Raw genomic sequence first — 26,217 nt, forward strand, 5'->3', positions numbered from 1 at the left:
TACGCCGCCGTTCTGGCAGTCTGAGGGCGTGACCAGCACGCAACACACCGAACGCGCGGCCCGTGCCGCCGAGTTCGAGAACCATCGGGGCCGGATGTTCGGGCTCGCCTACCGGATGCTCGGCTCGGCCGAGGAGGCCAAGGACACGGTGCAGGACGCGTACCTGCGGTTCGGCGCGACCGAACCGGGCGCCGTCGAGCACGTGGGCGCCTGGCTCGCCAAGGTCGTCACGAATCTCTGTCTGAACCGTCTCTCCTCCGCCCGCGTCCAGCGGGAGCAGTACGCGGGCCCCTGGCTGCCCGAGCCCGTCCTCACCTCGGACGGCACCCTCGGACCGCTGGAGTCGGCCGAGCAGCTCGACTCGGTGTCCTGCGCGCTGCTGGTGCTCCTGGAGCGGCTCACGCCGACGGAGCGGGCGGTGTACGTGCTGCGGGAGGCCTTCGCGTACGGATACCGGGAGATCGCCGGGGTGCTCGATCTCGGCGAGGCGAACTGCCGTCAGCTGTACCGGCGTTCCGTGGCGCGCCTGGAGGAGGAGCGGGCGCGCTTCGAGCCGTCGGAGCGGGTGCGGCGCGAGCTGGTCGAGGCGTTCGTCGGGGCGGCCCGGGAGGGCGATCTGGCGGCGCTGGAGGCGATGCTGGCCACGGATGTGCAGTGGTGGGGCGACGGCGGCGGCAAGGTCACCGCGGCCCGCAAGGCCGTCTCGGGCCGCGAGAAGGTGCTGCGCTTCCTGGAGGGCATCGCCGAGCGATATCTGGTGGGCGTGGAGCTGTTCGTCGCGGAGATCAACGGGGAGCCGGGGATCGTCGCGCGGCAGCCGGACGGCGAACTGTTCGCGGTGGTCTGCTTCGAGGTGCGGGGCGGGCGCGTCTCGGTCGGGCGGACGATCCTGAACCCGGACAAGCTGGGGTTCGTGACGCGTCAGCTCGGATCGGCCGCGTAGGGCTGTCACAAACGCGCGACCCGGCCGGTTCTCAGCTGGCGACGGGCGTTCCGCAGGGGGACGTCCGGGTGCGAAGGAGCTGAGAAGGCGATGACCACGATCCTGGTGACCGGCGGAACCGGAACGCTCGGCCGGCTCGTCACCGAGCGGCTGCGCAGGGCGGGGCACGAGGTGCGGGTGCTGAGCAGGCACAGCGAGCCGTACGCCGTGGATCTGCGGGAGGGCGGGGCGGCGCTCGACCGGGCCGTGACGGGCGTGGACACGATCGTGCACTGCGCGTCGACACAGACCGGCGGCGACGAGAAGGCGGCGGCGAACCTGATCGCGGCCGCGCGCCGGGCGGAGGTCCCGCACCTGCTCTACATCTCGATCGTCGGCGTGGACGAGGTTCCGTTCCCCTACTACAAGGCGAAGCTCGCGGTGGAGCGGCTCGTCGAGGAGTCGGGGCTCGGGTGGACGGTGCTGCGGGCGACGCAGTTCCACGATCTGGTGGCGACGATCGTGCGGGGCGCGGCGAAGCTGCCGGTGGTGTTGTTGCCCGCCGGGGTGAGCGATCAGCCCGTCGAGGTGGGCGAAGTGGCGGAGCGGTTGGCGGAGTTGGCGCAGTTGCCTCCGGCGGGGCGGGTCGCGGACATGGGTGGGCCGGAGGTTCTCGCGTTCACGGAACTCGCGCGTACGTATCTCAGAGCGGCCGGGAAGCGGCGGGCGGTCGTCTCGGTGCCACTGGCCGGGAAGGTGTATCGGGCGTTTCGGGCGGGTGGGCATCTGACGCCGGAGCGGCGGACCGGGAAGGTGACGTTCGCGGAGTATCTCTCTCGGCGCTGACCGTTCCTACGCCTCGGGGCGCTGCCCCGGGCCCCGCGCCAGGGGCTGACATTTACCGGCACCGGCGTTGACGCCACGGGGCTCCGCCCCGGACCCCGCGCCTCAATCGCCGGCGGGGCTTGATCGGCCCGCCCGCCAGCGGGACTCGACCCATCAATCGCCACAGGGACTTGATCTGTCAATCGCCGGCAGGGGCCTGGTCCATCATTCGCCGGCAGAGGCTTGGTCCATAGCCAGCGGCAGGGGCTGGGCTTGATCTATCAAGCCCCTGCGGCGATTGAGCAGCGGGGTATGGGGCAGAGCCCCAAGCTCAGCCCCGGGTGTCCCCGCGCGGGTAGACCGCCTCCTGGGCCGTCTCCCGGGCCATCAGGAGCGCGCCGCGCAACACCGCGCCGCCGCCCAGTTCGCCGGCGCGGACATCCGTGGGCAGCGGGGACATCGCGGCGACGCGGGTCGCTACCCGGTCCGCCAGCGCCGCGCCCCCCGCGCGGCCGATCTCGCCGGCCAGGACGACGCAGCCAGGGTCGAGGACGGCCACCACCGCGGCGGCGCCCAGGACCACCCGGTCGGCCAGCGCGTCGAGGAAGGCCCCGTTCCCGGCGCGCACCACGTCCGCCGCGCGCTCCAGCGGCTCGCCGGGGTCCACGAGCCCGTGCGCGGCGGCCAGTTCGAGGATCGCCGCCGAGCCGACCAGTGAATGAAAGCCTCCGTCGCAGCCGGACGCGGACGGCAGTCCGGCCGTCCCGGGCACCGGCAGGAAGCCGACCTCGCCGGTGCCGCCGGAGGCGCCACGCCGCAGCTTGCCGTCCAGAACGACGGCAGCGCCGATGCCGAGGCCCAGCCACAGCAGCGCGAAGGTGTCGCGGTCGCGGGCGGCGCCGTCGCGCCGTTCGGCAAGGGCGGCAAGGTTCGTCTCGTTCTCCACGAGGACCCGCGCGGGCAGTCGCTCCTGGAGCGCCGAGACCAGTCGGCGGTGCCATTCCGGCAGGCCGGAGGAGTCGCGCAGTTCACCGGTCGCGGGGTCGACGAGGCCGGGTGCGCCGACGCCGACGGTGTGCAGCCGCTCGACGCCCGCCTCCTTCGCCGTCCGTTCCAGGGCGGTGACGGTGCGCTCGACGGCGCCGCCCGCCGCCTCCCCCGCCCCGACCGGCACCGACGCCTCCGCGAGCACCGTGCCCAGCAGGTCCGCGACGACGAGCCGGACGCCGCGGGTGCGTACGTCGAGCGCCGCGAGGTGGGCGCGGCCGGCGACGATCCCGTAGAGACGCGCGTTGGGGCCGCGCCGCTCGGCGCCCGCCTCGCCCGCGACCTCGATGAGACCCGCCGCGGTGAGCCTCTCGACGAGATCGGCGACGGTGGGCCGGGAAAGACCCGTGCGTTCCTTCAACTGCCCCGCGGTGAGCGGCCCTTCCTCCTGGAGGAGGCGCAGCGCGAGCCGGTCGTTGATGGCTCGGGCGGTTCTCGGCGATGCGGGCATGGCGGGATCCTACGCGGATATCGCTGGCATTATCAGGCAGGGTTCCTGATAGTTTACGGCGGCACACAAGGGAGACTCGGGGAGGGCTCGCGGGATGGCGGAACTGACGTACGCACCAGGGGAGTTGAAGCGGGCGCGGTACGCCGTCGCCACCGTCTTCTGCATCCATGGCTCCGTGACGGGGTCGTTCGCGACGCGGGTGCCCTGGATCCAGGAGCACGCGGGCGTGAGCGCGGGCCAGTTGGGCCTCGCGCTCGCCTTCCCCGCGATCGGCGCCTCGCTCTCGATGCCGCTGGCGGGCAGCGTCACCCACCGCTTCGGCGCCCGCGCCGGGCTGCGCGGACTGCTCGCGCTGTGGACGCTGGCCCTGATCCTGCCCTCGCTGGCGCCCAATGTGGTCACGTTGTGCGCCGCGCTGCTCGTGTACGGCGCGACCGCGGGCATGTCGGACGTCGCCATGAACGCGCTCGGCGTCGAGATCGAGACCCGGCTCGACAAGTCGATCATGTCGGGGCTGCACGGGCTGTGGAGCGTGGGCGCCCTGCTCGGCTCGCTCGGCGGCACCCTCGCCGCGCACCTGGGCTCGGACGCCCGGCTGCACCACGCGCTCGCCGCGGGCGTCCTGACCGTGGCGGGCCTGATCGCCTGCCGCTGGGTGCTCGATCTGCGCCCGACGGAGGAAGAGGAGGCGCCGCCGCGCTTCGCGCTGCCGCCCAGGTCGGCGCTGCTCATCGGGGCCGTCGGATTCTGCGCGGTGTTCGCGGAGGGCGCGAGCCTGGACTGGTCGGCGGTCTATCTGCGGGACGTGCTCGGCACCTCGGCCGGGCTCGCGGCCGCCTGCACCACGGCGTTCACGCTCACCATGGCGGTGGCCCGGATCGCGGGCGACGCGGTGGTGGACCGGTTCGGCGCGGTGCGCACCGTGCGGATCAGCGGCCTCGTGGCCACGGTCGGCGCGCTGCTCGTGGTGATCGCGCCGAACCCGGGCGTCGCGATGGCCGGATTCGGCCTGGTAGGCCTCGGCATCGCGGTCGTCGTGCCGCTCTGCTTCGCCGCGGCCGGGCGCAGCGGGCCGAACCCGAGCCTGGCCATCGCGGGCGTCGCCACCATCACGTACACCTCGGGCCTGATCGCGCCATCGGCGATCGGCACGATCGCCGACGCGACCAGCCTCGTCGTGTCGTTCGGCCTGGTCACGGTGCTTGCGAGCGGGCTCGTGGTGTTCGCGAAGGTGCTGCGCGGCGGCGACCGTACGCGGACGGGGGCGGCGGAGCCGAGCGCCGCGCGGGCGACGGATCACGCCTCGTAGGGCGGGCCAGGTGGGCGGCGGCTCGGTACGAACTCGCACTTACGTCGCATTAGCATGAAGCGATCATTCCGAGCCGCACAGGCACCACCCACCTCACGGCCACCACAGAAGGCGGAAACTCTCATGGACCTCGGCGTGCGCTGGAAACTGCACGGCGACGGGCGCACGCCGGCTCCCGGCGCGGTCGTCCGCCCCGACGAACGCCTGACATGGCCGCGCACGGTCGGTCTCGGCGCGCAGCACGTGGTCGCGATGTTCGGCGCGAGTTTCGTCGCACCCGTTTTGATGGGTCTCGACCCGAACCTCGCGATCATGATGTCGGGCGTCTCGACGATCATCTTCCTGCTCGCGACGCGCGGCCGGGTGCCCAGCTACCTCGGCTGTTCGCTCTCCTTCGTGGGCGTCGCGGCCGTGATCCGGGCGCAGGGCGGCTCCAGCGCGACGGTCACGGGCGCGGTCTTCGTCGTGGGCGCCGCGCTGTTCCTGGTGGGCCTCGCGGTGCGGAAGTTCGGGGCACGGATCATCCACGCGGCGATGCCGCCGGTGGTGACCGGCGCGGTCGTGATGCTGATCGGCTTCAACCTCGCCCCGGTGACGGCCTCCACCTACTGGCCGACGGACCAGTGGACGGCCCTGCTCGTCATGCTGTTCACCGGTTTGGCCGTGGTCTGCCTGCGCGGTTTCTGGTCGCGCATCGCGATCTTCCTCGGCCTGGTCTTCGGCTACGCGCTCTCCTGGGTCCTCGACCAGGTCTTCGGCAAGATCCACTCACCGAACAGCGGCGGCAAGGCCGTCGACCACTGGCGGCTCGACCTGTCGGCGGTCGGCCAGGCCGACTGGTTCGGCCTGCCGTCCTTCCACGCCCCGTCGTTCCAGTGGTCGGCGATCCTCGTGGCGCTTCCGGTGGTCATCGCGCTGATCGCGGAGAACGCGGGGCACGTCAAGGCCGTCGGCGAGATGACCGGCGACAACCTCGACGGCAAGCTCGGCACGGCGATCTCCGCGGACGGCGTCGGCTCGATGCTCTCGACGGCCGTCGGCGGCCCGCCCAACACCACGTACTCCGAGAACATCGGCGTCATGGCCGCGACCCGCGTCTACTCCACTGCGGCGTACTGGGCGGCGGCGGGATTCGCGCTGCTCTTCGGCCTGTGCCCGAAGTTCGGCGCGATCGTCGCGGCGATCCCGGGCGGTGTGCTCGGCGGCATCACGGTCATCCTCTACGGCATGATCGGCCTGCTCGGCGCGCAGATCTGGATCAACGCGGGGGTGGACCTGCGCAACCCGCTGAACCTGGTGCCGACCGCCGCGGGCATCATCATCGGCATCGGCAACGTGTCCCTGAACTTCACCGACAACTTCTCGCTGAGCGGCATCGCCCTCGGCACGATCGTCGTGATCACCGGCTACCACGTGCTGCGGGCCATGGCCCCCGCCCACCTCAAGACGCAGCAGCCGCTGCTCGACGAGGGGACCTCCTCGTACGACGAGGAGTCCGAGGGCGGCGCCGGCAAGAGCTGAGTCAGCCTCCCGCCCAGCGGTCCACCTCCGGACCCGGCAGGGCGAGTTGATCGAGGACCCGGGCGACCGTGTGGTCGACCAGGTCCTCGATCGTTTTCGGGCGCTGGTAGAAGGCCGGCATCGGCGGGACGATCCGGACGCCCATGCGGGCGAGGGCGAGCATGTTCGCCAGGTGGATCTCGTGCAGCGGGCTCTCGCGCGCCACGAGGACCAGCGGGCGCCGCTCCTTGAGGGTGACGTCGGCCGCCCTGCCGATCAGTCCGTCCGCGTAGCCCGCCCGGATCCCCGCGAGGGTCTTCATGCTGCACGGCGCGATCACCATGCCGTCGGTGCGGAACGAGCCGGAGGAGACGGCCGCCGCCTGATCTCCCGGACGGTGCACGACGTCGGCGAGTTTCTGCACATCGGCGACGGTGCGGTCCGTCTCCAGCTCGATGGTCGTACGCGCCCAGCGGGTCAGGATCAAATGCGTCTCGACGTCGGGCAGGGCGCGGAGGGCTTCGAGGAGCCGGATTCCGTGGATGGCGCCGGTCGCTCCCGTCATCCCGACGACGAGCCTCACGGGGCGCCCCGGTCGAGGAGTTCGCGGGCGCGGGCGACGCGGGCCGGGTCCGTGCGGATGCGGACGGCGTCGAAGTGCGGGGCGCGGGTGGCGTCGAGGGCCATGCGGGACGTGGTGCCGTCCGGCGTCGACGAGGGGTCGAGCGGGCTGCCGGGCAGACCGTCGACCGTGAACAGGTCGGCGTGCGGCTGGAAGTGGGTCGCGAGCGCCCACAGCACGTCCGCGTCGCGGGTGACGTCCACGTCGTCGTCGACCGCGACGACCGTCTTCAGGTACGGGTCCCAGCCCAGCAGCGCCAGCATGATCTGCCGGGCCTGTCCGGGGCGGGCCTGGCGCAGCGCGACGTACGCGTGGAAGTGCGTGCCCGATGTCGGGTAGTGCAGCGCGGTGACCTCGGGAAACCGGGACCTGAGCTGTTCCGCCATCTCCGACTCGCGCGGGATGCGGGCCAGGTTGAGGTGTTCGGCGCTGTTGCCTCCGACGACGTCGAGCAGGACGGCGTCGCGTCGGCGCAGCACGCTGTGCACCGTGAGGACGTTGTTCGTGGAGCGGTCGGAGGAGTAGCCGGAGAACTCGCCGAAGGGGCCCTCGGGCGCGGTGCGGGCCGGGTCGATGACGCCTTCGAGGACGAGTTCGGCGCAGGCGGGGACACGGATGCCGTGCCGTGGCGTGCGCACGACGTCCAGCGGCTCCCCCAACAGGCCGCCCGCCAGGGTGCGTTCGTCGACGTCGGGGCCGACGCGGGCGGAGGCGGCGAGCTGGAAGAGGGGGTGGGCTCCGACGACCATCGCCACCGGCAGCGGTTCGCCGCGCTCCTCGGCGAGGCGCAGCAGCTGCCACAGGTGGCCGCGCGAGTGCAGGCTCGTGGCGAGTTCGGTGCGGCTGTGCACGAGGGCGCGGTGGTAGCTGAGGTTGCCGGAGCGGCGGGGTGCGTCGGGTACGTCGGGCGCGTTGGTGGGTGCTTCGGCCGTGATGACGCCGCTGGTGATGTACGGGCCGCGGTCCGAGTCGAAGTGCTGGAGGAGCGGGAGCGTGGTCAGGTCGACGTCCGGGCCCTCGGCGACCGTGTCGAGGACGGGGCCGGTGGGGACGACGCGGGGTTCGGCGCGGCGGGCGGCGGCCTGCTGGTAGGCGCGGTGCAGGCCGGCCGGGTCGGTGCCGAGGAGGCGGGCGACGCGGGTGCGCGAGGCGAAGAGGTTGGTGACCAGGGGGGTGCCGTCGAGTCCCGAAACCTGTGTGCAGACCAGGAGTTCGGCGCGGCCGCGGGCGGCGAGCTCGGCGACGAGGGCGGCTACGTCCTCGCCCTCCAGCTTCTCGTCGACGGTGAGTACGTCGCCGGGGTGGGCGGCGCGGTAGGCGTCGAGGAAGGCGTGCAGGTCCTGGCCGGTCGCGGTGGCGGTGGCACGGGCCCGCTCAGTGGGTGTCACAGCAGACTCCCGCGTGCACGCCGCCCGTGAACAGCGCGCCCCACGCCGGGGATTCGACGCCCGTGGCCAGCAGGTCGAGCCCGGTGCGGACGGCGACGCGGGCCCCGTCGTGCACCGGCTTGCCCAACTCCCGTTCCACCATGGCCGCGACGGGGGCGACCGGCAGTTCGGTGCCCGCGACCACCAGGCACTCGGCGTCGGCGGAGTCGGCGTCGAGGAGGATCCGGCGGACCTTCGACACCGGGAGTTCGGCCGCCTCGCGCGGGGTGGCGAGGTCGAGGGCGGTGAGGGAGGCGATGCGGAGGCCCGCGGCGAGACAGGTGTCGGCGAGGCGTCCCGCCTGTTGTGCGGAGCCGGCGGTGATCAGGGCGATGGAGTGGGTCGCGGCGCGGGCCAGGAGGTCGAGCTGGCCGAGGGTGACGGTGGATGCGCGGACGCCTGCGGTGCGTTCGATGATGCGGGCGGCGGCGCGGGCGTGGGCGGCGCCGTCGAGGCCGCCCGATGTTCCGTGCCACACGATGGCGTCGGCGCCGGCCTGGGCCAACTGTTCCGCTCCGCGTTGCAGTTCGGCGGTGTGGGTGGGGGTCAGGGCCGGGCCGTACTGGAACTCGGGGAGGAGGGCGCGGGTGGTCGGGTGAGCGATGTCCACCTGGACCGGGGCGCAGATCTGGGCGAGCCAGCGATCGGCGCCGAGGGAGGTGGCGGGGAGGAGGTGCCCTATCCGTCGCATGTCTACGGGGTCCTGTCTGTTGCGGTGGGCGGGGGCCGGGGGGTGGTTGGGGTGGGTGAGGTGGTGGGGGCGTTTGTGACGGGTGCGGGGGCCGCAGTCGGCGACCAGTCACCCAAGCCGGGAGCACGGTCGCCCGCGAGCCATGGGAGAGGGCGGGCGGGTGGGAGATGGGCGGCGGAACGGAGACCGGCGCCCGATGCCCCACCACCACACCCCGGAACCCGCCCCCCGTCGCCGCCCTCCCCCTCCGGCAACGCCCCCGTCACGGATCAATCCGCCGCCCCGGCCGCCGGGACCCGCCCCCAGCCACCGTCACCTACGCGCAACCGTGTCCAACGACGCGTACGTGTCCGTCAGGCGAAGCTGCGCCTCCTCCTGGTTCCTCGGCGGAGGCGTCGGTTTCAGGTCGAGGAGCTTGGCCATGTTGTTGCCGAGGTAGCCCTCCAGGTGCTCCTCGGAGAGGTTCATGCCCTGCGGCGGCGGCCCGCACAGCACCTCCAACTCCCGCGCCCACATGCCCGGTTCGTTCGGCGGCGAGTCCGTGCCGAAGACCAGCTGGTGCTTCTCCATCTGCTGCGCGAACTCCACGATCCGCGACTGGAGCAGCCAGCCGGACTCCCCGTACACGTTCGGCGAGTCGAGGATCATGTAGAGCGCCTCGAAGCAGTACACGCCACCGGTCTGCACACCGAAGTGGGCGAGGATGAAGTTGACGTTGGTGAACTCCCGGATGATCGGGTAGAACTGCGTCGGGATCGAGTACGGCCCGTCGCCGGTGTGGATGAGGACGACGACACCCAGTTCGTCGCAGACCCGCAGCACGGGCCGCAGCCAGTCGAGCGCCCGGTCGGGCCGGTAGGCATGCATGTTGGCATGCAACTTGAGCATCTTGTAGCCGTACTCCTTGACGTGGAACTCCAGCTCCTTCGCCCCGTTCTCGGGCCCGAAGCGCGGGTTGTACATGAAGTTCCCGATGAACCGGTCGGGGTACGTGGTGACCAGTTCGGTGATGTACGACATGTAGTCGCGGATGCCCTCGCGCCCGGTGCGCATCCCGTCCTGCCAGACGGAGTTGCCGGGCGGCGGCATGATGCAGCCGTAGTCGATGCGGCGCGGCTTACCGTTGATCATGTACGGGCCGTCCATCATCTCCAGCGTGCGCTCGCCCGTGAACGGGGAGCCGTCGTGCCGCCACGCCTGGTCGACGATGTTGGTGGGGTGCATATGGGTGTCGATGATCAAGGTCTTGTTTCCTTCCCAGCTGGTGCCAACCGTGTTCCGTGGTGGACCGTTTGGGGACCCAGGGCAGGGCCCGCCTCACCTCCCTTCGTCAAAAACGATGTGTTCCGGCCGCACCGGCACCTTCGCCAACTCCAGGCCCGTCGCGGCACGCAGCGCGTTCGCGATCGCCGGAGTCGACGACAGGGTGGGCGGCTCACCGACGCCGTTGAGGCCGTACGGCGAATCCGGGTGCGGAAGTTCCAGAAGCTCAATGGGCACGCGCGGCATGTCGGCGATGGTCGGGATCAGGTAGTCCGTGAACGACGGGTTGCGCAGTCGGCCCGCCTCCACCCGCAGCTCCTCCATCACGGCGAGGCCGAGTCCTTGCGCGCTGCCGCCCTCGATCTGGCCTTCCACGGCGAGGGGATTCATCGCCTTGCCGATATCCTGCGCGGTGGCCAGTTCGACGACCTTGACCAGCCCCAGCTCCGTGTCCACGTCCACGACCGCCCGGTGCGCGGCGAACGCGAACGCGATGTGGGCGTCGCCCTGCCCGCGTTCGTCGTCGACAGGAAAAGTGCGGCGGTGCCGGTACTCGTACTCGGCCTCCAACTCCCCGTACTGCGCTAGTAGTTCGGTCAACGGCCGGTCCCCCAGCGCCGTGATCCGCTCGCGCAGCGCCGTGCACGCGCCCTGCACCGCTCCCCCGCTCATCCAGGTGATGCGCGAGGCCGAGGACGAGCCGGCGTCTCCCACCTGCGTGTCGGCGGGCAGCACGACCACACGCTCGACACCCAGCTCCGTCCGGACGATCTGCGTCTGTACGGTGACGATGCCCTGGCCGCACTCGGCGGCGGCGGTGTGCACCTCGGCGACGGGTTCGCCGCCGCTCAGGACGAGCCGTACGCGGGCCACGGAGCGGTCGTCGACGCCGCCGGAGAATCCGATGGCCTTGACCCCGATCGCGTACCCGACGCCGCGCCGGATGCCTTCGCCGTGGCTGGTGTTGCTGAGTCCGCCGGGATTTCCGAACGCCCCCTCCCCAGCTCCGGGAAGCGGTCGCGCCCGCAGCCGTTCCAGCAGCTCCGCCGCCGGCGCGGGGCCGTCCACCGCCTGCCCGGTCGGCAGCACCGTCCCGGTCGTCATCGCGTTGCGGATCCTCAACTCGACCGGGTCCATGCCCAGTTCGCGTGCCAGCTTGTCGAGGTTCGACTCGACGCCGTAGCAGGACTGGACGGCGCCGAAGCCGCGCATCGCACCGCAGGGCGGGTTGTTGGTGAATACGGAGACGCCGTCGATCTCGGCGTGCGGCACGTCGTAGGCGCCGGCCGCGAAGTAGGAGCCGTTGGCGATGACGACCTGCGAGGTGGAGGTGTAGGCGCCGCCGTCGAAGAGCAGCCGCGCCTTCACGAAGAGGATGCGGCCGTCGCGCGTCGCGCCGTGCTCGAACCACATGCGTGCCGGGTGACGGTGCACATGGCCGTAGAAGGACTCCTCGCGGTTGTAGCTCATCTTCACGGGACGGCCGGTGCGCAGGGCGAGCATCGCCGCGTGGATCTGCACGGACACGTCCTCGCGTCCACCGAACGCGCCGCCCACACCGGAGAGTGTGAGCCGCACCTTCTCCGGTGGCAGGCCAAGCGCCGCGCACATCTGGTGCTGGTCGTCGTGCAGCCACTGCGTCGACACGTGGACGTCGACTCCGCCGTCCTCCGCGGGGATCGCGAGCCCGGACTCGGGGCCGAGGAATGCCTGGTCCTGCATGCCGACCTCGTACGTGCCGCTGACGATCACGTCGGCCTCGGCGCGGGCGGCATCCATGTCGCCGTGGCGGATGCGGACGTGCCGGACGACGTTGCCGTGCTTGCCGTCGACGCGCTCGGAGTGGACCAGCGGGCCCGTGCCCCGTACGGCCTCCTCGGGGTCGGTGAGCGCGGGCCGCTCCTCGTACGCGACGTCGATCAGCGCGAGCGCCCTGCGGGCCGTCTCGGGGTGGTCGGCGGCGACGAGCGCCACGGGCTCGCCCTGGTAGCGGACCCGGTCGGCGGCGAGGACCGGCTGGTCGGAGACCTTCATGCCGTACGTCGCCCGCCCTGGGACGTCCTCGTGGGTGAGCACCGCCAACACCCCGGGCAGCCGCAGCGCCGCGCTCGTGTCGAGCCGGACGATGCGGGCGCTCGGGTGCGGCGAGCGCAGGGTCGCGCCCCACACCATGCCCTCGGCCCACAGGTCGGAGGAGTAGGCGAAGTCGCCCTTGACCTTCAGTCGGCCGTCGGGGCGCGCGGCGCTGGCGCCGACGCCGTCACGGACAGCGGTGGCGGTGCCGGTTGCGGTGCTCACGGTCGTTCACTTCCCTTCTGGCTTGCGCTGAACGGGAGTTGAGACGCGAGCGGGACGCGTGGTCACGCTCGGTGGAGCTGTGCGGTGGCGCTATTCGACGGGGCGTACGCGGCCGGGCTCGGCTGGGCCCGAGGGCCCGGGCGCGACCGCCTGTGCGAGGCGGATGCGGAGCTTGCGGATGTGGTCGCGGGCCGCGAGGTCGGCGGCGTCGGAGTCGCCCGATGTCATCGCCTCGAAGATGCGGCGGTGTTCGGCGACGGCGAGCCGCGGTGCCTCCTGGCCGCGCCACAGCTGGTGCAGCGCGAGGTGGGCGCGGCCCTGGATGGTGTCGAGGGCGGCGGTGAGGTGGGGGTTGTCCGCCACCTCGCGGATCATCCGGTGGTACGCCATGTCCATCTCGATGTGGGTACGCTCGTCGACCCCTGTGCCGACCTCGCGCTCGTGCCGCTCGAGCAGCTCGCGCAGTTCGGCGAGGCGCGAGGCGTCGAGGCGCTCGGTGGCCAGGCGGGCGGCGAGGCCCTCCATCACCTCACGGACGACGTACAGCTGCCGCACGTCCTCCACGTCGACCGTGGCGACCACGGCCCCCTTGTGCGGGACGTGCGTGGCGAGGCCGTCGTGGATGAGGCGCTGGACCGCCTCGCGCACCGGGCTGCGGCTGATGCTCAGCTGTGCGGCGAGGGCGGGCACGGAGAGGGCGTCACCAGGGCGCAGCCGGTTCGCGAGGACGGCGCCCTTCAGCTCCTCGTACGCCCGGTCCGCCAGGAGGCTGCCGGCCGCGACCGGATTGACCGCACGCTCTGCGCTCATCTCAACTCTCCCTCACTGCTTGCCCGTTGGAGATACATGTTGCATGTAATGTTCGGGCGCGTCAATGGATCCGACGTCCTGGGACGGCTCCTCCGCGTTCTTTCGCCGCTTTCCGAAAGGAAGCCGCAGGTGGTGGAAGAAGAGGTTCAGGAACACCGCCGTGAGCGTGCCGAGGATGATGCCGCTCTCGAAGAGCGCGTGCAGCTGCCGCCCCGGCATCTGCTCGGCGAACTGCGGGAACGCGGTGGGCAGGAAGCCCACGCCCACGCTCGCGGCGACGAGGATGGTGTTGCGCTGGTCGGTCAGGTCGGCCTGGAAGAGGATCTGCACGCCGACGACGGCGATGGTGGAGAACAGCACGATGGTCGCGCCGCCGAGGACGGAGGCCGGCATCGCGGCGACGATCGCCCCCACCTTCGGCACGAGCCCGAGCACCATCATGATCACGCCGGAGGACGCGACGATCCACCGGGACTTCACCCTGGTCAGCCGGATCAGGCCGATGTTTTGCGAATAGACCGTGCTGGGGAAGGAGTTGAGGACCCCGGCGACCGCCGTGGCCAGTCCGTCGGCCCGCAGGGCGCGGGTCACGTGCTTGCCCTCGACCTTGCGGTCCACGATCTCGCCGACGGCGAAGAACTGCCCGATGGACTCGACCGCGATGATGACCATGACGAGGACGATGGAGAGCACCGCGACGACGTCGAAGCGGGGCGCCCCGTAGTGCAGCGGGGCCGCCGTGCCGAGCCAGGGCGTGGAGGCGATCCCGGAGAAATCGGCGAACCCGGCGAACGCGGCCACGACCGTGCCGATGAACAGGCCGGCCAGGACCGCCACCGTCGCGAGGAAGCCCCGCGACAGCTTGTGCAGCAGCAGGATGACGACGAGCGTGACGGCGGCGAGCCCCAGGTGCGCGGGCGAGCCGAACGAGCCCTTGCTCGGGTCTCCCCCGCCCACCTGCCGCGCGGCGACGGCGAGCAGCGTGATCCCCACGATGGTCACGATCGTGCCGGTGACCAGCGGCGGGAAGAACCGCACCAGCCTGCTGAAGACGGGCGCCACCACGAACAGGGCGAGCCCGGCCGCGATCACCGCCCCGAACACGGTCGGCAGGCCGGCCTTCGCCCCGCCCGCCGCGAGCCCCACGGACACCAGCGAGGGCACCGCGGTGGTGGAGGTGCCCTGCACCACGGGCAGCCTGATGCCGATGCCCGGAAGCCCGGCGGACTGCAGGAGCGTGGCGAGGCCGCAGGTCAGCAGCGAGGCGTTGACGAGCAGGGCGATGTCGTCGCCCTTCATGCCGATGCCCTCGGCGACGAGCAGCGGCATCACGACGGCGCCCGCGTAGAAGGCGAGCACGTGCTGGAACCCGTAGACGACGAGGCGCCACACGGCGGGCACGGAGTCGACGGCGTCCTTGGGCCGCACCTCCTCCACCGCGCCCGCCTCCGCCGTCCCGTCCTGAACTTCCTTCTCGGACATGTGCGTTACTCCCTCCACCCGGTGGTCCGGGTGTTGTCTCGTGCGCACTTACCGGGGCCGTGGACGGACGGCCGTGACCTGTGGCTTTCAGGTACGCCAAGCGGTGGCGAGGGGGTCGAGTCCGGCCCGGTGGACGAGGCGCTCGGCGCGTTCCTGGGCCTCCTCCAGCAGCGCCTCCTCGTCGACGAGGGTGCAGCGGCCGTCCTCGACCACGACGCGCCCGCCGACGACGGTCATGTCGACGTCGCCGCCGCGTGCGGAGTAGACGAGCGCGGCCACCGCGCGGTGCAGCGGGCGCAGGTGGGGGCGGTCGAGCGCGACCACGGCGAGGTCGGCGGGGGCGCCGGGCGCGAGCACCCCGGAGCCGTTGCCGACGTACCGGCCGCCCTCCCTGGTGGCCAGCTCCAGGGCCTCCTCGCAGCGCGCCACCGCCGGGTCGAGCGTGTCGAGACGCTGGGCGAACAGGGCCTGCTTCATGACCTCGAACATGTCCTGCCGGTGCCCCGCGCTCGGCCCGTCGGTGCCGAGCGCCACGACGGCCCCCGCGTCGCGCAGCCGCCGCAGCGGCATCACTCCGGAGGCGAGATACGCGTTGGAGGCCGGGTTGTGGGCGGCGCCCGCCCCGTGCTCGCCGACGGCCTTCGTCTCGGCGTCGTCGAGCCAGACGGCGTGCGCGAGGGTGGCGCGCTCGTCGAGCAGCCCCTCCGCCGCGAGCCAGCTCACGGGCCTGATCCCGTACGCGTCGAGGTAGCTCGCCGGGTCCTTGGCGCCCTCGCTGCAGTGCGTGTGCCAGCGGACGCCGAACTCGTGGGCCAGCGCGGCGGCGCCGCGCACCAGATCCTGGTCGCCGTAGCTGAGGTTGAGCGGGGCGGGCCAGATCTCGACGGCGGAGCCGGGCGGCCGGCCGCGCATGCAGTCCCGAGTGATGTCGAGTTCCTCGGCGACCGAGTACCGGAAGAGGGCGTCGGGCAGTCCGCGCGCGGCGGCGACGGCGGTCTTGTGCCCGATCATGCCGCGCGCGACGACGCCCCGAAGGCCGGTCGCCGCGATGGCGTCCGCCACCGAGAGAACCGTTTCGGCGTCGGTCGGCGCGTAGTGGTTGTCGACGACCGTGGTGATGCCGGAGCGCAGTGCCTCCACCGCGCCGAGCGTCGCCGCGACCCGCGCGTCCTCGGCGTCGACCGCGATCGAGTACGGCCACATGAACTCGCACAGCCACGGCCAGATCGACTGCCCCTCGCCGAGCCCCCTGGCCAGCGCCTGGAAGAGGTGGCTGTGCCCGTCCACGAACCCCGGAAGCACGGCCCGGCCCCGGCAGTCCACCACCCGCGCGCCCCGCCACCCGGCCTCGATCTCCGCCGTCGGGCCCACCGCCACGATCCGGTCGCCCGCCACCGCGACGGCGCCGGGTTCGTACACGTTCCTCGCGTCGTCCACGGTGACCACGTGGCCACCGGTGAGAAGAAGGTCGCACTGCCGAACGGAGTCCATAGAGCCTCCAGGGTCCAGGGGGTCTCGGGCATCGGCCACATTTCACATTGCATGCAACATATTCCGGCCACTGGAACTGTCAACCCCTCAAGCAGGCACGGAGGTTGAAGCTGGGTCAGTCCGCCAGCTCGTACGCGTAGTCCGCCGTGAACGTCCCCGGCTCGCCCTTGCACCCGTCCGACTCCCCGGGCAGCTTCACCCACAGATAGGCGTCGATACGGGCCTGACCGGTGCGCAGCGTCGGGGCCCGGCCCAGTTCACGGCCGTCGGGGTCGCACCACTCGCCGTCGCCCGGGGCGCCGTTGCCGTTGCGGCTCGTGTCGATGACGGCGCCCAGGCCGCTCGGCCCGCCCAGCGCGGCGAGCACCTTGCGGGCGTACGCGATCTCGTCCGGGGTGCGGTGGAAGTTGGAGACGTTGGTGAACACGCCGTCGGAGGACGCGCCGGAGGCGGCGCCCGCCGCGCGCAGCCGCCCGGCCTGGGTGCCGGGCGGGTTCCAGGCGGAGTGCCCGGCGTCGTAGTAGACGCGGGCGCGCGGGTTCGCCGACTTCAGGGCCCGGCCCGCGTGGGCCAACGCGGCCTGCCGGTCGGCCTGTTGGCCCTTCGTCAGGCACTCGGTCTGGGACAGCGCGTCGGGCTCCAGGATCACGATGACCTCGCCGGAGCCGAGGCCCCGCGCGAACCGCTCGATCCAGTCGCCGTACGCGTCCAGGTCGGGCGCCCCGCCCTCGGAGTGTCCGCCGCAGTCCCGGTCGGGGACGGCGTAGGGCACCAGCACCGGCACCTGTCCGGCGCGCGCGCCGGCCGAGGTCACCGCGCGCACCCGCGCCGTGATCGTGGCGGGCGCGTAGTCGGCGAACCAGACGGCGGCCGGGCGGTTCGCTATCCGGGACTCGATGAGCGGGCGGCGCGGGTCGGAGCGGTTGGCCCGCACCCAGTCGAGGACCTGGGAGTCGCCGTACCGGTACAGGCCGCTCGCGGCGGGCGGCGCGCTCGTCGGCCTCGGACGGGCGGGGGTCTTCTTCTTCGGCTCGGGCTTCGAACTCTTCGACGGCGACGGCGAGTTGCTCGTCGGCGACGGGGTCGGCAGCGCGGGCAGCGGGTGCAGGCTCGGGGTGGCGCCGGCGGTCGGGCGCGCCTCGTCCGCCTCGCCGCGGCCGTCGTCAAGGGCGGCGACGAGGCCCGCCACGGCGCCGACGGCCACCACGGCCGAGGCCGCCGCGGCGAGCGCTCCGCGCACGGTCCTGCGGCGCCGCTGCGCCCGCCGTTCGGCCAGCCGTCGCGCGCGTGAGCCCGACACCACCGCACCCTCCCCCTCCTGGTCCGCCGTTCCCTCGTTCTGGGGAAGCCCCCGGCCAGCCGACGTCCGTGCAAGGCTACGGCTGGGACGCTGCGTTCATGGCGCAGTTGGAGCGGTTCGCACAGGCCCGGATCCCGGCTCTCGGGGTCGACGACGTGATCGCACGGATGCGCGCGCTCGGCGCGGAGCTGCCACCGCGCGACGGCGTGGCCGTCTTCAACCGGGTCTATCTCTGTGTCACGGAGGCGGTCGACCGGGCCATCGACGGCGGCCCCACCGGCGGCTTCCCGGACCGGGGAGCGGCGGTCACGCTGGACGTCCGGTTCGCCGAGCGCTATCTCGGGGCGGTCGACGCGGCGGCCCACGGAGCGCGCCCGCCCGCCTGCTGGCGGCCGCTGTTCCAGTTCCGCCGGCATCCCGGCGTACGCCCGTTGCAGTTCGCGCTCGCGGGCATCAATGCGCACATCGGGCACGATCTGGCGCTCGCCGTCGTGGACGCGTGTCGCACCCTGGACTGCGAACCGGACGCCCTGGAAGACGAGTTCGAACGCGTGGGCGACCTCCTCGTCACGCTGGAGGAGCGCGTCCGCGAAGAGCTGATGCCGGGCCCCGACCTGCTCCAGGTGGCCGACCCGCTGACCCATCTGCTCGGCGCGTGGAGCCTGGAGCGCGCCCGCGACGGCGCGTGGGGCGCGGCCCGCGCGCTGTGGGCGCTGCGCGACCTGCCGTCCGTGGCGGCCGAGTTCACGCACCGCCTCGACGCCTCGGTGGGCCTGGTCGGCCGGATGCTGCTCACTCCGCTGCCCGACTGACCCCGGCCGCCGCGCCGGGAACATCCGTACCGCGCCCGGGCGTTGACACATGGACCCGCGCTGTCGAGCAAAGGAGCACGAGCATGGCGACGACGACCCGACTCGGCCTCGGACTGCCCCAGATGAAGCAGTACGACATCGGCAGGGACGTCCCGGACGTGGCGCGCGCGGCCGAGGCCGTCGGCTACGACAGCCTGTGGGTGTTCGAGCGGGTGCTGTTCCCCGAGCCCGCCACCCAGGGGCTGTACGGGATCCCGGGCCTGCCCTGGCCGGACCAGTACCGCTCGGTCGCCGACCCGCTCGTCGCGCTCACCCTGGCGGCGTCCGCCACGTCCCGCGCCCGGCTCGGCACCAGCGTCCTGGTGGCACCGCTGCACCTCCCGTTCCAGCTCGCCCGCTCGCTGGCCTCGCTGGACGCGGCGAGCGGGGGCCGCGTCGTCGCGGGGCTGGGCACGGGCTGGTCGCACGACGAGTACGCGGCCGCCGGCGTGGCCCCCTTCGAGCGGCGCGGCAAGGTCCTCGACGAACTGCTCGACGTGTGCCGCGCGGTGTGGGGCCCGGACCCGGTGTCGTACGAGGGCGAGCTGACGAGGATCGCGCCGTCCGTCATCGGCCCCAAGCCGGCCGGGCCGCTGCCGATCCTGCTCCCGGCGAACAGCCCGAAGTCGGCCCGCCGCCTGGTCGACAAGGCGGACGGCTGGATGCCCGCGGCGATGGGCGCGGAGAAACTCAAGCAGCAGTGGGCCGACCTCCAGGCACTCGCCGAGGAGCGCGGCCGCACCGCTCCCCTCCAGACGGTGCTGCGCGCCAACACGGTCCACACGCGCGAGCCGTACACCGGCGACGACCGCAAGCCCTTCCAGGGGAGCGTCGACCAGATCGTCGAGGACCTGGTCGCGCACGACGAGGTGGGCCTGGACGAGATCCTGATCGAGCTCCAGGGCCGGGCCCGCGACGCCCAGGAGCTCAAGGACGTCGCGGCCGAGCTGTACGAGAAGGCCCGGACGGCCGGGGTGTAGAAGCCGGGGATCAGTCCTCGGGGAGCTCCACCGGCGCGATCTCCTCGAACACGTCGCCCGGGCCGGGGTTGGCCGCGTCCGTGCCGCCGCCGAGGTGGTGCATGACGCCCCACACGGCGTTCAGCGCGGTCTGCACGGCGCCCTCGGCCCACCCGGCCGTCCACGAGATGTCGTCACCGGCGAGGAAGATGCCCCGCCGGTCCTCGGGCAGCGTCTCCTGCATGAAGTGCGTGAACAGGCGGCGCTGGTAGCGGTAGTGGCCGGGCAGGTTCGCCTTGAACGCGCCCATGAAGTACGGCTCGTTCTCCCAGGACACGGTCACCGGGTTGCCGATGATGTGCTTGCGGATGTCGACCTTGGGATAGATCTCGCCGAGCGACTTCAGCATCACTTCGAGCCGCTCGTTCGCCGACAGCGGCAGCCACTTGAGGCTGTCGTCGCACCACGTGTAGGAGAGGCAGATCGTGGCGGGCTTGTCGGGCCCGTCGTCGAGCAGGTACGTGCCGCGGGTCATCCGGTCGGTGAGCGTCATCGACATGACGTCACGGCCGGTGTCCTCATCCTTGTCCAGCCAGAACGGCCGATCGACCGGCACGAACAGCTTGCTGGATTCCATGTAGTGCGTGCGCTCGATCGCCGTCCAGTGGTCGATCGGGAACAGCGAGTCGTCGCAGTCCACCTTGGACAGCAGCATCCACGACTGGGCCGTGAAGATCGCGGCCTTGTACGTGCGGATGTCGCCGTCGGCGTCCGTGACGGTGATGTGGTTGCCGGCCGTGCGGGACAGCCGGGTCACGGCCGGGCGCGGCGTGCCGTCGGCGTGCAGGCTCGACAGCGACGTGCCGGGCGCCCAGTGCACGATCTTCTGCGGCTCGCGCTCCCACAGGCGCAGCGGCAGCTGCTGCGAACCGCCCTCGATGCCGCGGTGGTGGTCGTCGGCCTCGGTGTAGACGACGCGCAGGATCTCCAGGATGGAGTTCGGGAAGTCGGTGTCCCAGCCGCCGGTGCCGAAGCCGACCTGGCCGAAGATCTCCCGGTGCCGGAAGGACTTGAACGCCTCGGACTCGCAGAGGAAGCCGTAGAAGGTCTGGTTGTCGAGCTTCTCGACGAGCTTGCCCCAGATCTCGCGGATGCGCGGCACGTCGCGCTCGCGCATCGCCTGGTTCATGTCGGAGAAGTCGGCGCCCTCGTCGAGGCACTTGTTCCAGGCGTCGGCGACGTCCCGGTAGACCTGCGGCAGGTCGGCGAGGGTCTCGGCGTAGTGGGACTCACCCTTGAGGTCGACGACGGTGGAGGGGGTGGCCTCGGAGAGCGGGTTGGGGAACGCCCTGGTCTTGAGGTCGACCATGTCGATGTAGTGCTGGAGCGCCGTGGAGGACGGCGGGAAGCGCATCGCGCCCATCTCGGCGGTCAGGTCGGACGCCTGCGCCGGGGTGCCCTCGAAGCCGACAGTACGCAGGCGGCCGCCGATCTGGTCGGCCTCGTAGACGACGGGCTTGAGGCCCATCTTCATCAGCTCGTACGCGGCGACGATGCCGGACAGGCCGCCACCGATGACGGCGATCTCGGTGCCGTGCTCGGTCGCGGGTATCTGGCCGAGGCCCGCCGGGTGGGCGAGGAAGTCGTCGTACGCGTACGGGAAGTCCGGCCCGAACATCGTGATGGGCGGCTGGCCCTCGGTGTGCTGGGCTGCGGTGGGCACCGTGGACGTCATGGGGTGCGGACTCCTTGCGGGGTACTGAAGTGCTGGGCAGGAAGCGGGAGTTGAGGCGGGCCGGGGCGGGCGGGGCCTCAGGAGGCGAGCGAGCCGTAGAGGCCGGGGCGGCGGTCGCTCAGATACGGGTTGGCCGCGCGGGAAGCGGCGAGGAAGTCGGGGTCGGCGTCGGCGAACACCAGCTCCTCGCCACGCCCCGCGCGGGCGCGGGCCACCCCGTCGGGGCCGGCGAGCGTGGAGAGCCCGACGAACTCGAACTCGCCCTCCGCACCGACCCGGTTGACGTACGCGACGTACATCTGGTTCTCGAAGGCACGCACCGGCACGACCGATTCGGCGACGAACTGGAAGGGGTGCATCTGCGCCGTCGGCACGAGCAGCAGGTCGGTGCCGGCGAGGGCGTGGGACCGGACGTTCTCCGGGAACTCGACGTCGTAGCAGATCATGAGGCCGACCCGCAGACCGTTCACCTCGGCCTGCACGACCGGCTGCTCGCCGGGCGTGAACTGCTCGCGCTCGAAGCAGCCGAAGAGGTGCGTCTTGCGGTAGTTCGCGAGGCGGCTGCCGTCGGCGGAGATCAGCTGGACGGCGTTGAAGACCGTCTCCCCGTCGCGCTCCGGGTACCCGTAGGCGACGGCGAGGCCGTGCCGGTGGGCGACCTCCGCGACCGCGTCGGCCGCGTCCCCGTCGGCGGGCTCGGCGAGCCGGGCCACGTCGTCACCGATCGCGTACCCGGTCAGGAACATCTCCGAGGTCACGAGGATCCCGGCGCCCGCGGCGGCGGCCCGGCCCGCGGCCGCGTCGAGAACCTTGAGGTTCGCGGCGGTCGAGCCGGGGTGTCCTGAGCTCTGGAGCAGGGCGGTGCGCATGGGTGTCCTCAACCGGTACGGGGTGGGGTTCGGGGTCACCAAAAAGCTACGGGGGCCCGCCACCGCGTACAAGAAGCACCTGTTGCACGCTGCTGAGCTGTTCGTTGCGTGATTTTCGCGCGGAACGGCGATTCGTTGCGCGGGAGCTAAGGGCTGCCGCTACGCGGGCGAACCCGACGTGAAACGCCGCATCAGCGGCGACAGGACCAGCACGGATTTCGTCCGCTCGACGAAGGGCTCTCCGGCGATCCGCTCCAGGACCCGCTCGAAGTGCCGCATGTCGGAGGCGAAGACCTGCACGATCGCGTCCGCCTCACCGGTGACGGTGGAGGCGGACGCGACCTCGGGATAACGCTCCAGGCCCCGCCGGATCGCCTCCGGCGAGGTGTTGGAGCGGCAGTACATCTCGATGAACCCCTCGGTCTCCCAGCCGAGCGCGGCCGGGTCGACACGCACCGTGAACCCGGTGATCGCGCCGGTGGCCCGCAGCCGGTCCACACGGCGTTTCACGGCCGGGGCGGACAGGCCGACCAGCTGGCCGATGTCCGCGTAGGAGCGGCGGGCGTCCTCGGCGAGGGCGTGCACGATGCGTTCGTCGAGATCGTTCAGCAAGGCAGGAGGTTCACTTTTCTGCGTCTACGAGGCCTGTGTCAGAGGCGGCCAGACGGGAGCGGCGCATCCCGTAACTGAAGTAGAACACGAGACCGACGGCCATCCAGACACCGAAGACGATCCAGGTGATAGCGGACAGGCTGCCCATCATCCACACGCAGAGCGCGAAGCCGATGACCGGCAGAACCGGCGACAGCGGCACCCGGAAGCTGCGCTTCATGTCTGGGCGGGTCCGGCGCAGCACGATCACGGCGATGTTGACCAGGGCGAACGCGAAGAGCGTGCCGATGCTGGTGGCGTCGGCGAGCTGGCCGAGCGGGATCGCGGCGGCGAGGATGCCGCAGAACAGGGACACGATGATCGTGTTGGCGCGCGGCGCCCCGGTCTTAGGGTGGACCTTGGCGAAGACCTTCGGCACGAGGCCGTCGCGGGACATCGCGAACAGCACGCGGGTCTGCCCGTAGAGCACGGTGAGCACGACGGACGCGATGGCGATGACGGCGCCGGCGGCGAGCACCGTGCCCCAGAAGGGCTGCCCGGTGACGTCCTTCATGATCGCGGCGAGCGTCGCCTCGGAGTCGGTGAAGTCCGTCCACTTGCGGGCGCCCACGGCGACGGCGGCCACAAGGACGTACAGCGCGGTGACGATGATCAGCGACAGCATGATGGCGCGGGGCAGGTCGCGCTGCGGGTTCTTCGCCTCCTCACCAGCGGTGGAGGCGGCGTCGAAGCCGATGTACGAGAAGAAGAGCGTGGCACCGGCGGCGCTGACGCCCGCCATGCCGAGCGGCATGAAGTTCTCGTAGTTGCCGGACTTGAAGCCCATGAAGCCGATGACGCAGAAGAGGATCAGGGCCGCGATCTTCACGGCGACCATGATGGTGTTGGCCCGCGCGGACTCCTTGGCGCCGCCGAGCAGGAACACCATGGCGAGCAGCACCACGATCAGCGCCGGCAGGTTGAAGATCCCGCCGTCACCGGGCGGCGCGGACAGCGCGGCCGGGATGGTGACGCCTATCGTCCCGTCGAGCAGCTCGTTGAGGTACTCGCCCCAGCCGACGGCGACCGCGGCGACCGAGACCCCGTACTCCAGGACCAGGCACCAGCCGCAGACCCAGGCGAGAAGTTCGCCCATCGTTGCGTACGCATACGAGTAGGAGGAGCCGGCGACCGGGATGGTGCCCGCCAGTTCGGCGTACGAGAGCGCCGAGAAGAGTGCGGTGAGACCGGCGATCACGAAGGACAGCGTGACGGCGGGACCGGCCTTCGGGACGGCCTCGCCGAGCACCACGAAGATGCCGGTGCCGAGCGTGGCGCCGATGCTGATCATGGTCAGCTGCCAGAGCCCGAGGGAGCGCCGCAGCGATCCACCTTCTCCCTGGCCGCCCTCCGCAACCAGCAGGTCCACCGGCTTGCGCCGCATGAGGCGGGCGCCGAACCCCACGGGCGTGGGGGCTTGCGGGGTGCGCGGTGGTGCGCCGTGATCGAGCACGGACTGGCTCCTTGATCGCTGCCGGGTGGGGTTGACCGCAGCGAGGGGGACGCGGCGGAGCACACCCGGAAAACGGGTCCCGCCGAGCAGGCCGAACCCCCGCCACGCAACGTACAGCGGATGACTCTAGAGGAGTTCTCTTCTCAGGTGTAATGCAGCAACCTTGCGCAGTCGCGCATGATCGTTGCGCTACGTTCGCGGAGTCGGCCGATCGTTGCGCGCGACCATTCGTCCCTTGCGTGCGCATTGGCCGGAAACGACAAAACCCCGCGGCCCTCCGGAGAGGGACGCGGGGTTCGCGACGGGGTCGCGCCGGGCTCTGGGAGGGGTCAGCTCCAGCTGGCGTGCAGCGGCTTGCCCTCGGCGTAACCGGCGGCGGACTGGATGCCGATGGTGGCGCGCTGCTCGAACTCGGCGAGCGAGTTGGCACCGGCGTACGTGCAGGAGGAGCGGACACCCGCGATGACCGAGTCGATCAGGTCCTCGACGCCCGGGCGCTCCGGGTCGAGGAACATCCGCGAGGTGGAGATGCCCTCCTCGAAGAGCGCCTTGCGCGCGCGGTCGTACGAGGACTCCTCGCTCGTCCGGTTCTTCACGGCGCGCGCGGAGGCCATGCCGAAGGACTCCTTGTAGGCGCGGCCCTTGGCGTCGTGCTGCAGGTCGCCCGGGGACTCGTACGTGCCCGCGAACCACGAACCGATCATCACGTTCGACGCACCGGCCGCGAGCGCCATGGCGACGTCGCGCGGGTGCCGCACGCCACCGTCGGCCCACACGTGCTTGCCGTACTTCGCGGCCTCGGCGGCGCACTCCAGGACGGCGGAGAACTGCGGCCGGCCGACGCCGGTCATCATCCGGGTCGTGCACATCGCGCCCGGGCCGACCCCGACCTTGATGATGTCGGCGCCGGCCTCGATCAGGTCCTTCACGCCCTCCGCGGCGACGATGTTGCCCGCCACGATCGGCACCTGCGGGTCGAGCGCGCGCACCTTCTTGATGGCCTCGATCATCGACTCCTGGTGGCCGTGGGCCGTGTCGATGACGAGCGTGTCGGCGCCGGCGTCGAGCAGCTGCTTGGCCTTGCCCGCGACGTCGCCGTTGATGCCGACGGCGGCGGCGATGCGCAGCTTGCCGTTGGCGTCGGTGGCCGGGGTGTAGAGGGTCGCGCGCAGGGCGCCGGTGCGGGTCAGGATGCCGGCGAGGCGGCCGTCCTGGTCCACGGCCGGGGCGTAGCGGCGGTTGGCGCCGTCCAGCTTGTTGAAGGCGTCGCGCGGGTCGATGTCCGCGTCGAGCAGCAGCAGGTCCTTGGACATGACCTCGGACAGCTGCGTGAAGCGGTCGACGCCGGTCAGGTCCTGGTCGGTGACGACACCGACGGGCCGCTGCTCGCCGTCGACGACGACACCGGCGTTGTGCGCGCGCTTGTTGAGCAGCGCGAGGGCGTCCGCGACGGTCTGGTGCGGGGCGAGCACGATCGGGGTGTCGAGCACCAGGTGCCGCGTCTTGACCCAGGAGATGACCTCGGTGACGACCTCGATCGGGATGTCCTGCGGAATGACGACAAGGCCACCGCGGCGGGCGACGGTCTCAGCCATCCGACGCCCGGCGATCGCGGTCATGTTGGCGACGACCAGCGGGATCGTGGTGCCCGTGCCGTCCGGCGACGAGAGGTCCACGGCCTGCCGGGAGCCGACGGCGCTCCGGCTCGGCACCATGAAGACGTCGTCGTACGTCAGGTCGTACGCGGGCTTGATGTCATTGAGGAAACGCACGTGCGGACATCCCAGTCGGTAGAAGGGGACCCCGGAAGTCTGCCGCCGGGGCACAAAGCACGTACTTCATTTTCCCATGCCGCCCGCAGACGCGTCTTCGGGCCGAACGTCCCAAGGTCAGGGGCCCGGCCTGGATGATCATCCAAGCTCGAAGCGGATCCGCGCGGCCGACGCCTGTGCGAACACCTCACGGGCGATCGCCCACTGCGCCGGCTCCCGCGCCTCGAATCCGGCCCATCCGGTCACGACGACGGCGAGCGGCTCGCCCTCGGGGGCCTCGGGCAGCTGCCCCGGATCACCGAGGGCGTCGGCGAGGGCGTCCCAGTTCCGCCCGAACCACGACGGCAGCTCCAGCGCGGCGGCACACCGCTCCATGAACTCGTCCTTGTCGACCACGCCCTGAAGATCGAGCCGCCGCACACTCACCGATCCTCCAAAACAAGCCGGCATTCACGCTGCCGTCGGCGATCGAGCCATTTCAAGCCCCGC

Annotated in this window: 22 protein-coding genes; 6 read left to right on the forward strand and 16 right to left on the reverse strand. The window is 71.7% G+C overall.

Going from position 1 to position 26,217, the window contains the following annotated elements:
• The first annotated feature begins 28 nt into the window (after positions 1 to 28).
• Both ACIA8D_RS24080 and ACIA8D_RS24085 read left to right on the forward strand, forming a co-directional pair.
• The gene (locus tag ACIA8D_RS24080; RefSeq protein ID WP_399235297.1) at positions 29 to 943 is read left to right on the forward strand and encodes an RNA polymerase sigma-70 factor; all 915 of its coding nucleotides are present in this window, start codon (positions 29 to 31) and stop codon (positions 941 to 943) included.
• Between the two features lie 90 nt (positions 944 to 1,033).
• Positions 1,034 to 1,768 (forward strand): SDR family oxidoreductase, encoded by a 735-nt coding sequence (locus ACIA8D_RS24085; RefSeq protein WP_399235299.1) that lies wholly within the window; start codon positions 1,034 to 1,036, stop codon positions 1,766 to 1,768.
• Positions 1,769 to 2,078: 310 nt separating this feature from the next.
• Here ACIA8D_RS24085 and ACIA8D_RS24090 read toward each other — a convergent pair whose 3' ends face one another.
• A complete protein-coding gene (locus ACIA8D_RS24090; RefSeq protein WP_399235301.1) occupies positions 2,079 to 3,245 on the reverse strand; it encodes an ROK family transcriptional regulator in 1,167 nt (388 codons plus the stop codon).
• A 94-nt stretch (positions 3,246 to 3,339) separates the two neighbouring features.
• Between ACIA8D_RS24090 and ACIA8D_RS24095 the strand changes: the two genes are divergently transcribed.
• A complete protein-coding gene (locus ACIA8D_RS24095) occupies positions 3,340 to 4,554 on the forward strand; it encodes an MFS transporter (protein WP_399235303.1) in 1,215 nt (404 codons plus the stop codon).
• A gap of 123 nt (positions 4,555 to 4,677) precedes the next feature.
• The gene (locus ACIA8D_RS24100) at positions 4,678 to 6,075 is read left to right on the forward strand and encodes a uracil-xanthine permease family protein (RefSeq protein WP_399235305.1); all 1,398 of its coding nucleotides are present in this window, start codon (positions 4,678 to 4,680) and stop codon (positions 6,073 to 6,075) included.
• A 1-nt stretch (position 6,076) separates the two neighbouring features.
• Here ACIA8D_RS24100 and ACIA8D_RS24105 read toward each other — a convergent pair whose 3' ends face one another.
• The 9 genes from ACIA8D_RS24105 to ACIA8D_RS24145 form a co-directional block, all read right to left on the reverse strand.
• Positions 6,077 to 6,637, reverse strand: coding sequence for a UbiX family flavin prenyltransferase (locus tag ACIA8D_RS24105; RefSeq protein WP_399235307.1), 561 nt, complete (start codon positions 6,635 to 6,637; stop codon positions 6,077 to 6,079).
• Positions 6,634 to 8,064, reverse strand: coding sequence for a UbiD family decarboxylase (locus tag ACIA8D_RS24110; RefSeq protein ID WP_399235309.1), 1,431 nt, complete (start codon positions 8,062 to 8,064; stop codon positions 6,634 to 6,636). The genes ACIA8D_RS24105 and ACIA8D_RS24110 overlap by 4 nt, the downstream gene beginning before the upstream one ends.
• The gene (locus ACIA8D_RS24115; protein WP_399235310.1) at positions 8,051 to 8,794 is read right to left on the reverse strand and encodes a hypothetical protein; all 744 of its coding nucleotides are present in this window, start codon (positions 8,792 to 8,794) and stop codon (positions 8,051 to 8,053) included. The genes ACIA8D_RS24110 and ACIA8D_RS24115 overlap by 14 nt, the downstream gene beginning before the upstream one ends.
• A gap of 312 nt (positions 8,795 to 9,106) precedes the next feature.
• A complete protein-coding gene (locus tag ACIA8D_RS24120) occupies positions 9,107 to 10,036 on the reverse strand; it encodes an amidohydrolase family protein (protein ID WP_385763128.1) in 930 nt (309 codons plus the stop codon).
• Positions 10,037 to 10,111: 75 nt separating this feature from the next.
• On the reverse strand, positions 10,112 to 12,355 hold the full coding sequence (locus ACIA8D_RS24125; RefSeq protein WP_399235312.1) for a molybdopterin cofactor-binding domain-containing protein: 2,244 nt from the start codon (positions 12,353 to 12,355) through the stop codon (positions 10,112 to 10,114).
• 90 nt (positions 12,356 to 12,445) lie between these two features.
• Positions 12,446 to 13,165, reverse strand: a complete 720-nt coding sequence (locus ACIA8D_RS24130; protein ID WP_399235313.1) for a GntR family transcriptional regulator — start codon at positions 13,163 to 13,165, stop codon at positions 12,446 to 12,448.
• A 12-nt stretch (positions 13,166 to 13,177) separates the two neighbouring features.
• Positions 13,178 to 14,647: a nucleobase:cation symporter-2 family protein gene (locus tag ACIA8D_RS24135; RefSeq protein WP_399235316.1), complete on the reverse strand. Its 1,470-nt coding sequence runs from the start codon at positions 14,645 to 14,647 to the stop codon at positions 13,178 to 13,180.
• Between the two features lie 87 nt (positions 14,648 to 14,734).
• Positions 14,735 to 16,138, reverse strand: coding sequence for an amidohydrolase family protein (locus tag ACIA8D_RS24140; protein ID WP_399235318.1), 1,404 nt, complete (start codon positions 16,136 to 16,138; stop codon positions 14,735 to 14,737).
• Positions 16,139 to 16,253: 115 nt separating this feature from the next.
• The gene (locus ACIA8D_RS24145; RefSeq protein ID WP_399235442.1) at positions 16,254 to 17,378 is read right to left on the reverse strand and encodes a glycoside hydrolase family 6 protein; all 1,125 of its coding nucleotides are present in this window, start codon (positions 17,376 to 17,378) and stop codon (positions 16,254 to 16,256) included.
• Positions 17,379 to 17,536: 158 nt separating this feature from the next.
• Here ACIA8D_RS24145 and ACIA8D_RS24150 point away from each other — a divergent pair, with 158 nt between their 5' ends.
• Together ACIA8D_RS24150 and ACIA8D_RS24155 are read left to right on the forward strand one after the other, a co-directional pair.
• On the forward strand, positions 17,537 to 18,250 hold the full coding sequence (locus tag ACIA8D_RS24150) for a DUF5995 family protein (RefSeq protein WP_399235320.1): 714 nt from the start codon (positions 17,537 to 17,539) through the stop codon (positions 18,248 to 18,250).
• A gap of 83 nt (positions 18,251 to 18,333) precedes the next feature.
• The gene (locus tag ACIA8D_RS24155; RefSeq protein ID WP_399235321.1) at positions 18,334 to 19,269 is read left to right on the forward strand and encodes an LLM class F420-dependent oxidoreductase; all 936 of its coding nucleotides are present in this window, start codon (positions 18,334 to 18,336) and stop codon (positions 19,267 to 19,269) included.
• Positions 19,270 to 19,279: 10 nt separating this feature from the next.
• Here the strand turns inward: ACIA8D_RS24155 and ACIA8D_RS24160 are convergent, their stop codons facing one another.
• From ACIA8D_RS24160 to ACIA8D_RS24185, 6 genes are all read right to left on the reverse strand, one after another.
• Entirely contained in the window at positions 19,280 to 20,983 is a 1,704-nt protein-coding gene (locus tag ACIA8D_RS24160) for a flavin monoamine oxidase family protein (RefSeq protein WP_399235323.1), read from the reverse strand.
• Positions 20,984 to 21,060: 77 nt separating this feature from the next.
• The gene (locus ACIA8D_RS24165) at positions 21,061 to 21,852 is read right to left on the reverse strand and encodes a carbon-nitrogen hydrolase family protein (RefSeq protein WP_399235325.1); all 792 of its coding nucleotides are present in this window, start codon (positions 21,850 to 21,852) and stop codon (positions 21,061 to 21,063) included.
• Between the two features lie 159 nt (positions 21,853 to 22,011).
• On the reverse strand, positions 22,012 to 22,464 hold the full coding sequence (locus ACIA8D_RS24170; RefSeq protein ID WP_399235327.1) for an Lrp/AsnC family transcriptional regulator: 453 nt from the start codon (positions 22,462 to 22,464) through the stop codon (positions 22,012 to 22,014).
• Between the two features lie 10 nt (positions 22,465 to 22,474).
• Complete coding sequence (locus ACIA8D_RS24175; RefSeq protein ID WP_399235329.1) at positions 22,475 to 23,956, reverse strand: amino acid permease; 1,482 nt, start codon at positions 23,954 to 23,956, stop codon at positions 22,475 to 22,477.
• A gap of 329 nt (positions 23,957 to 24,285) precedes the next feature.
• Positions 24,286 to 25,728, reverse strand: a complete 1,443-nt coding sequence (locus ACIA8D_RS24180) for a GuaB1 family IMP dehydrogenase-related protein (RefSeq protein ID WP_399235330.1) — start codon at positions 25,726 to 25,728, stop codon at positions 24,286 to 24,288.
• A 138-nt stretch (positions 25,729 to 25,866) separates the two neighbouring features.
• A complete protein-coding gene (locus ACIA8D_RS24185; protein WP_399235332.1) occupies positions 25,867 to 26,154 on the reverse strand; it encodes a barstar family protein in 288 nt (95 codons plus the stop codon).
• Positions 26,155 to 26,217: the final 63 nt, after the last annotated feature.

The organism is Streptomyces sp. NPDC051684, from assembly GCF_044453445.1.
GTDB lineage: Bacteria > Actinomycetota > Actinomycetes > Streptomycetales > Streptomycetaceae > Streptomyces.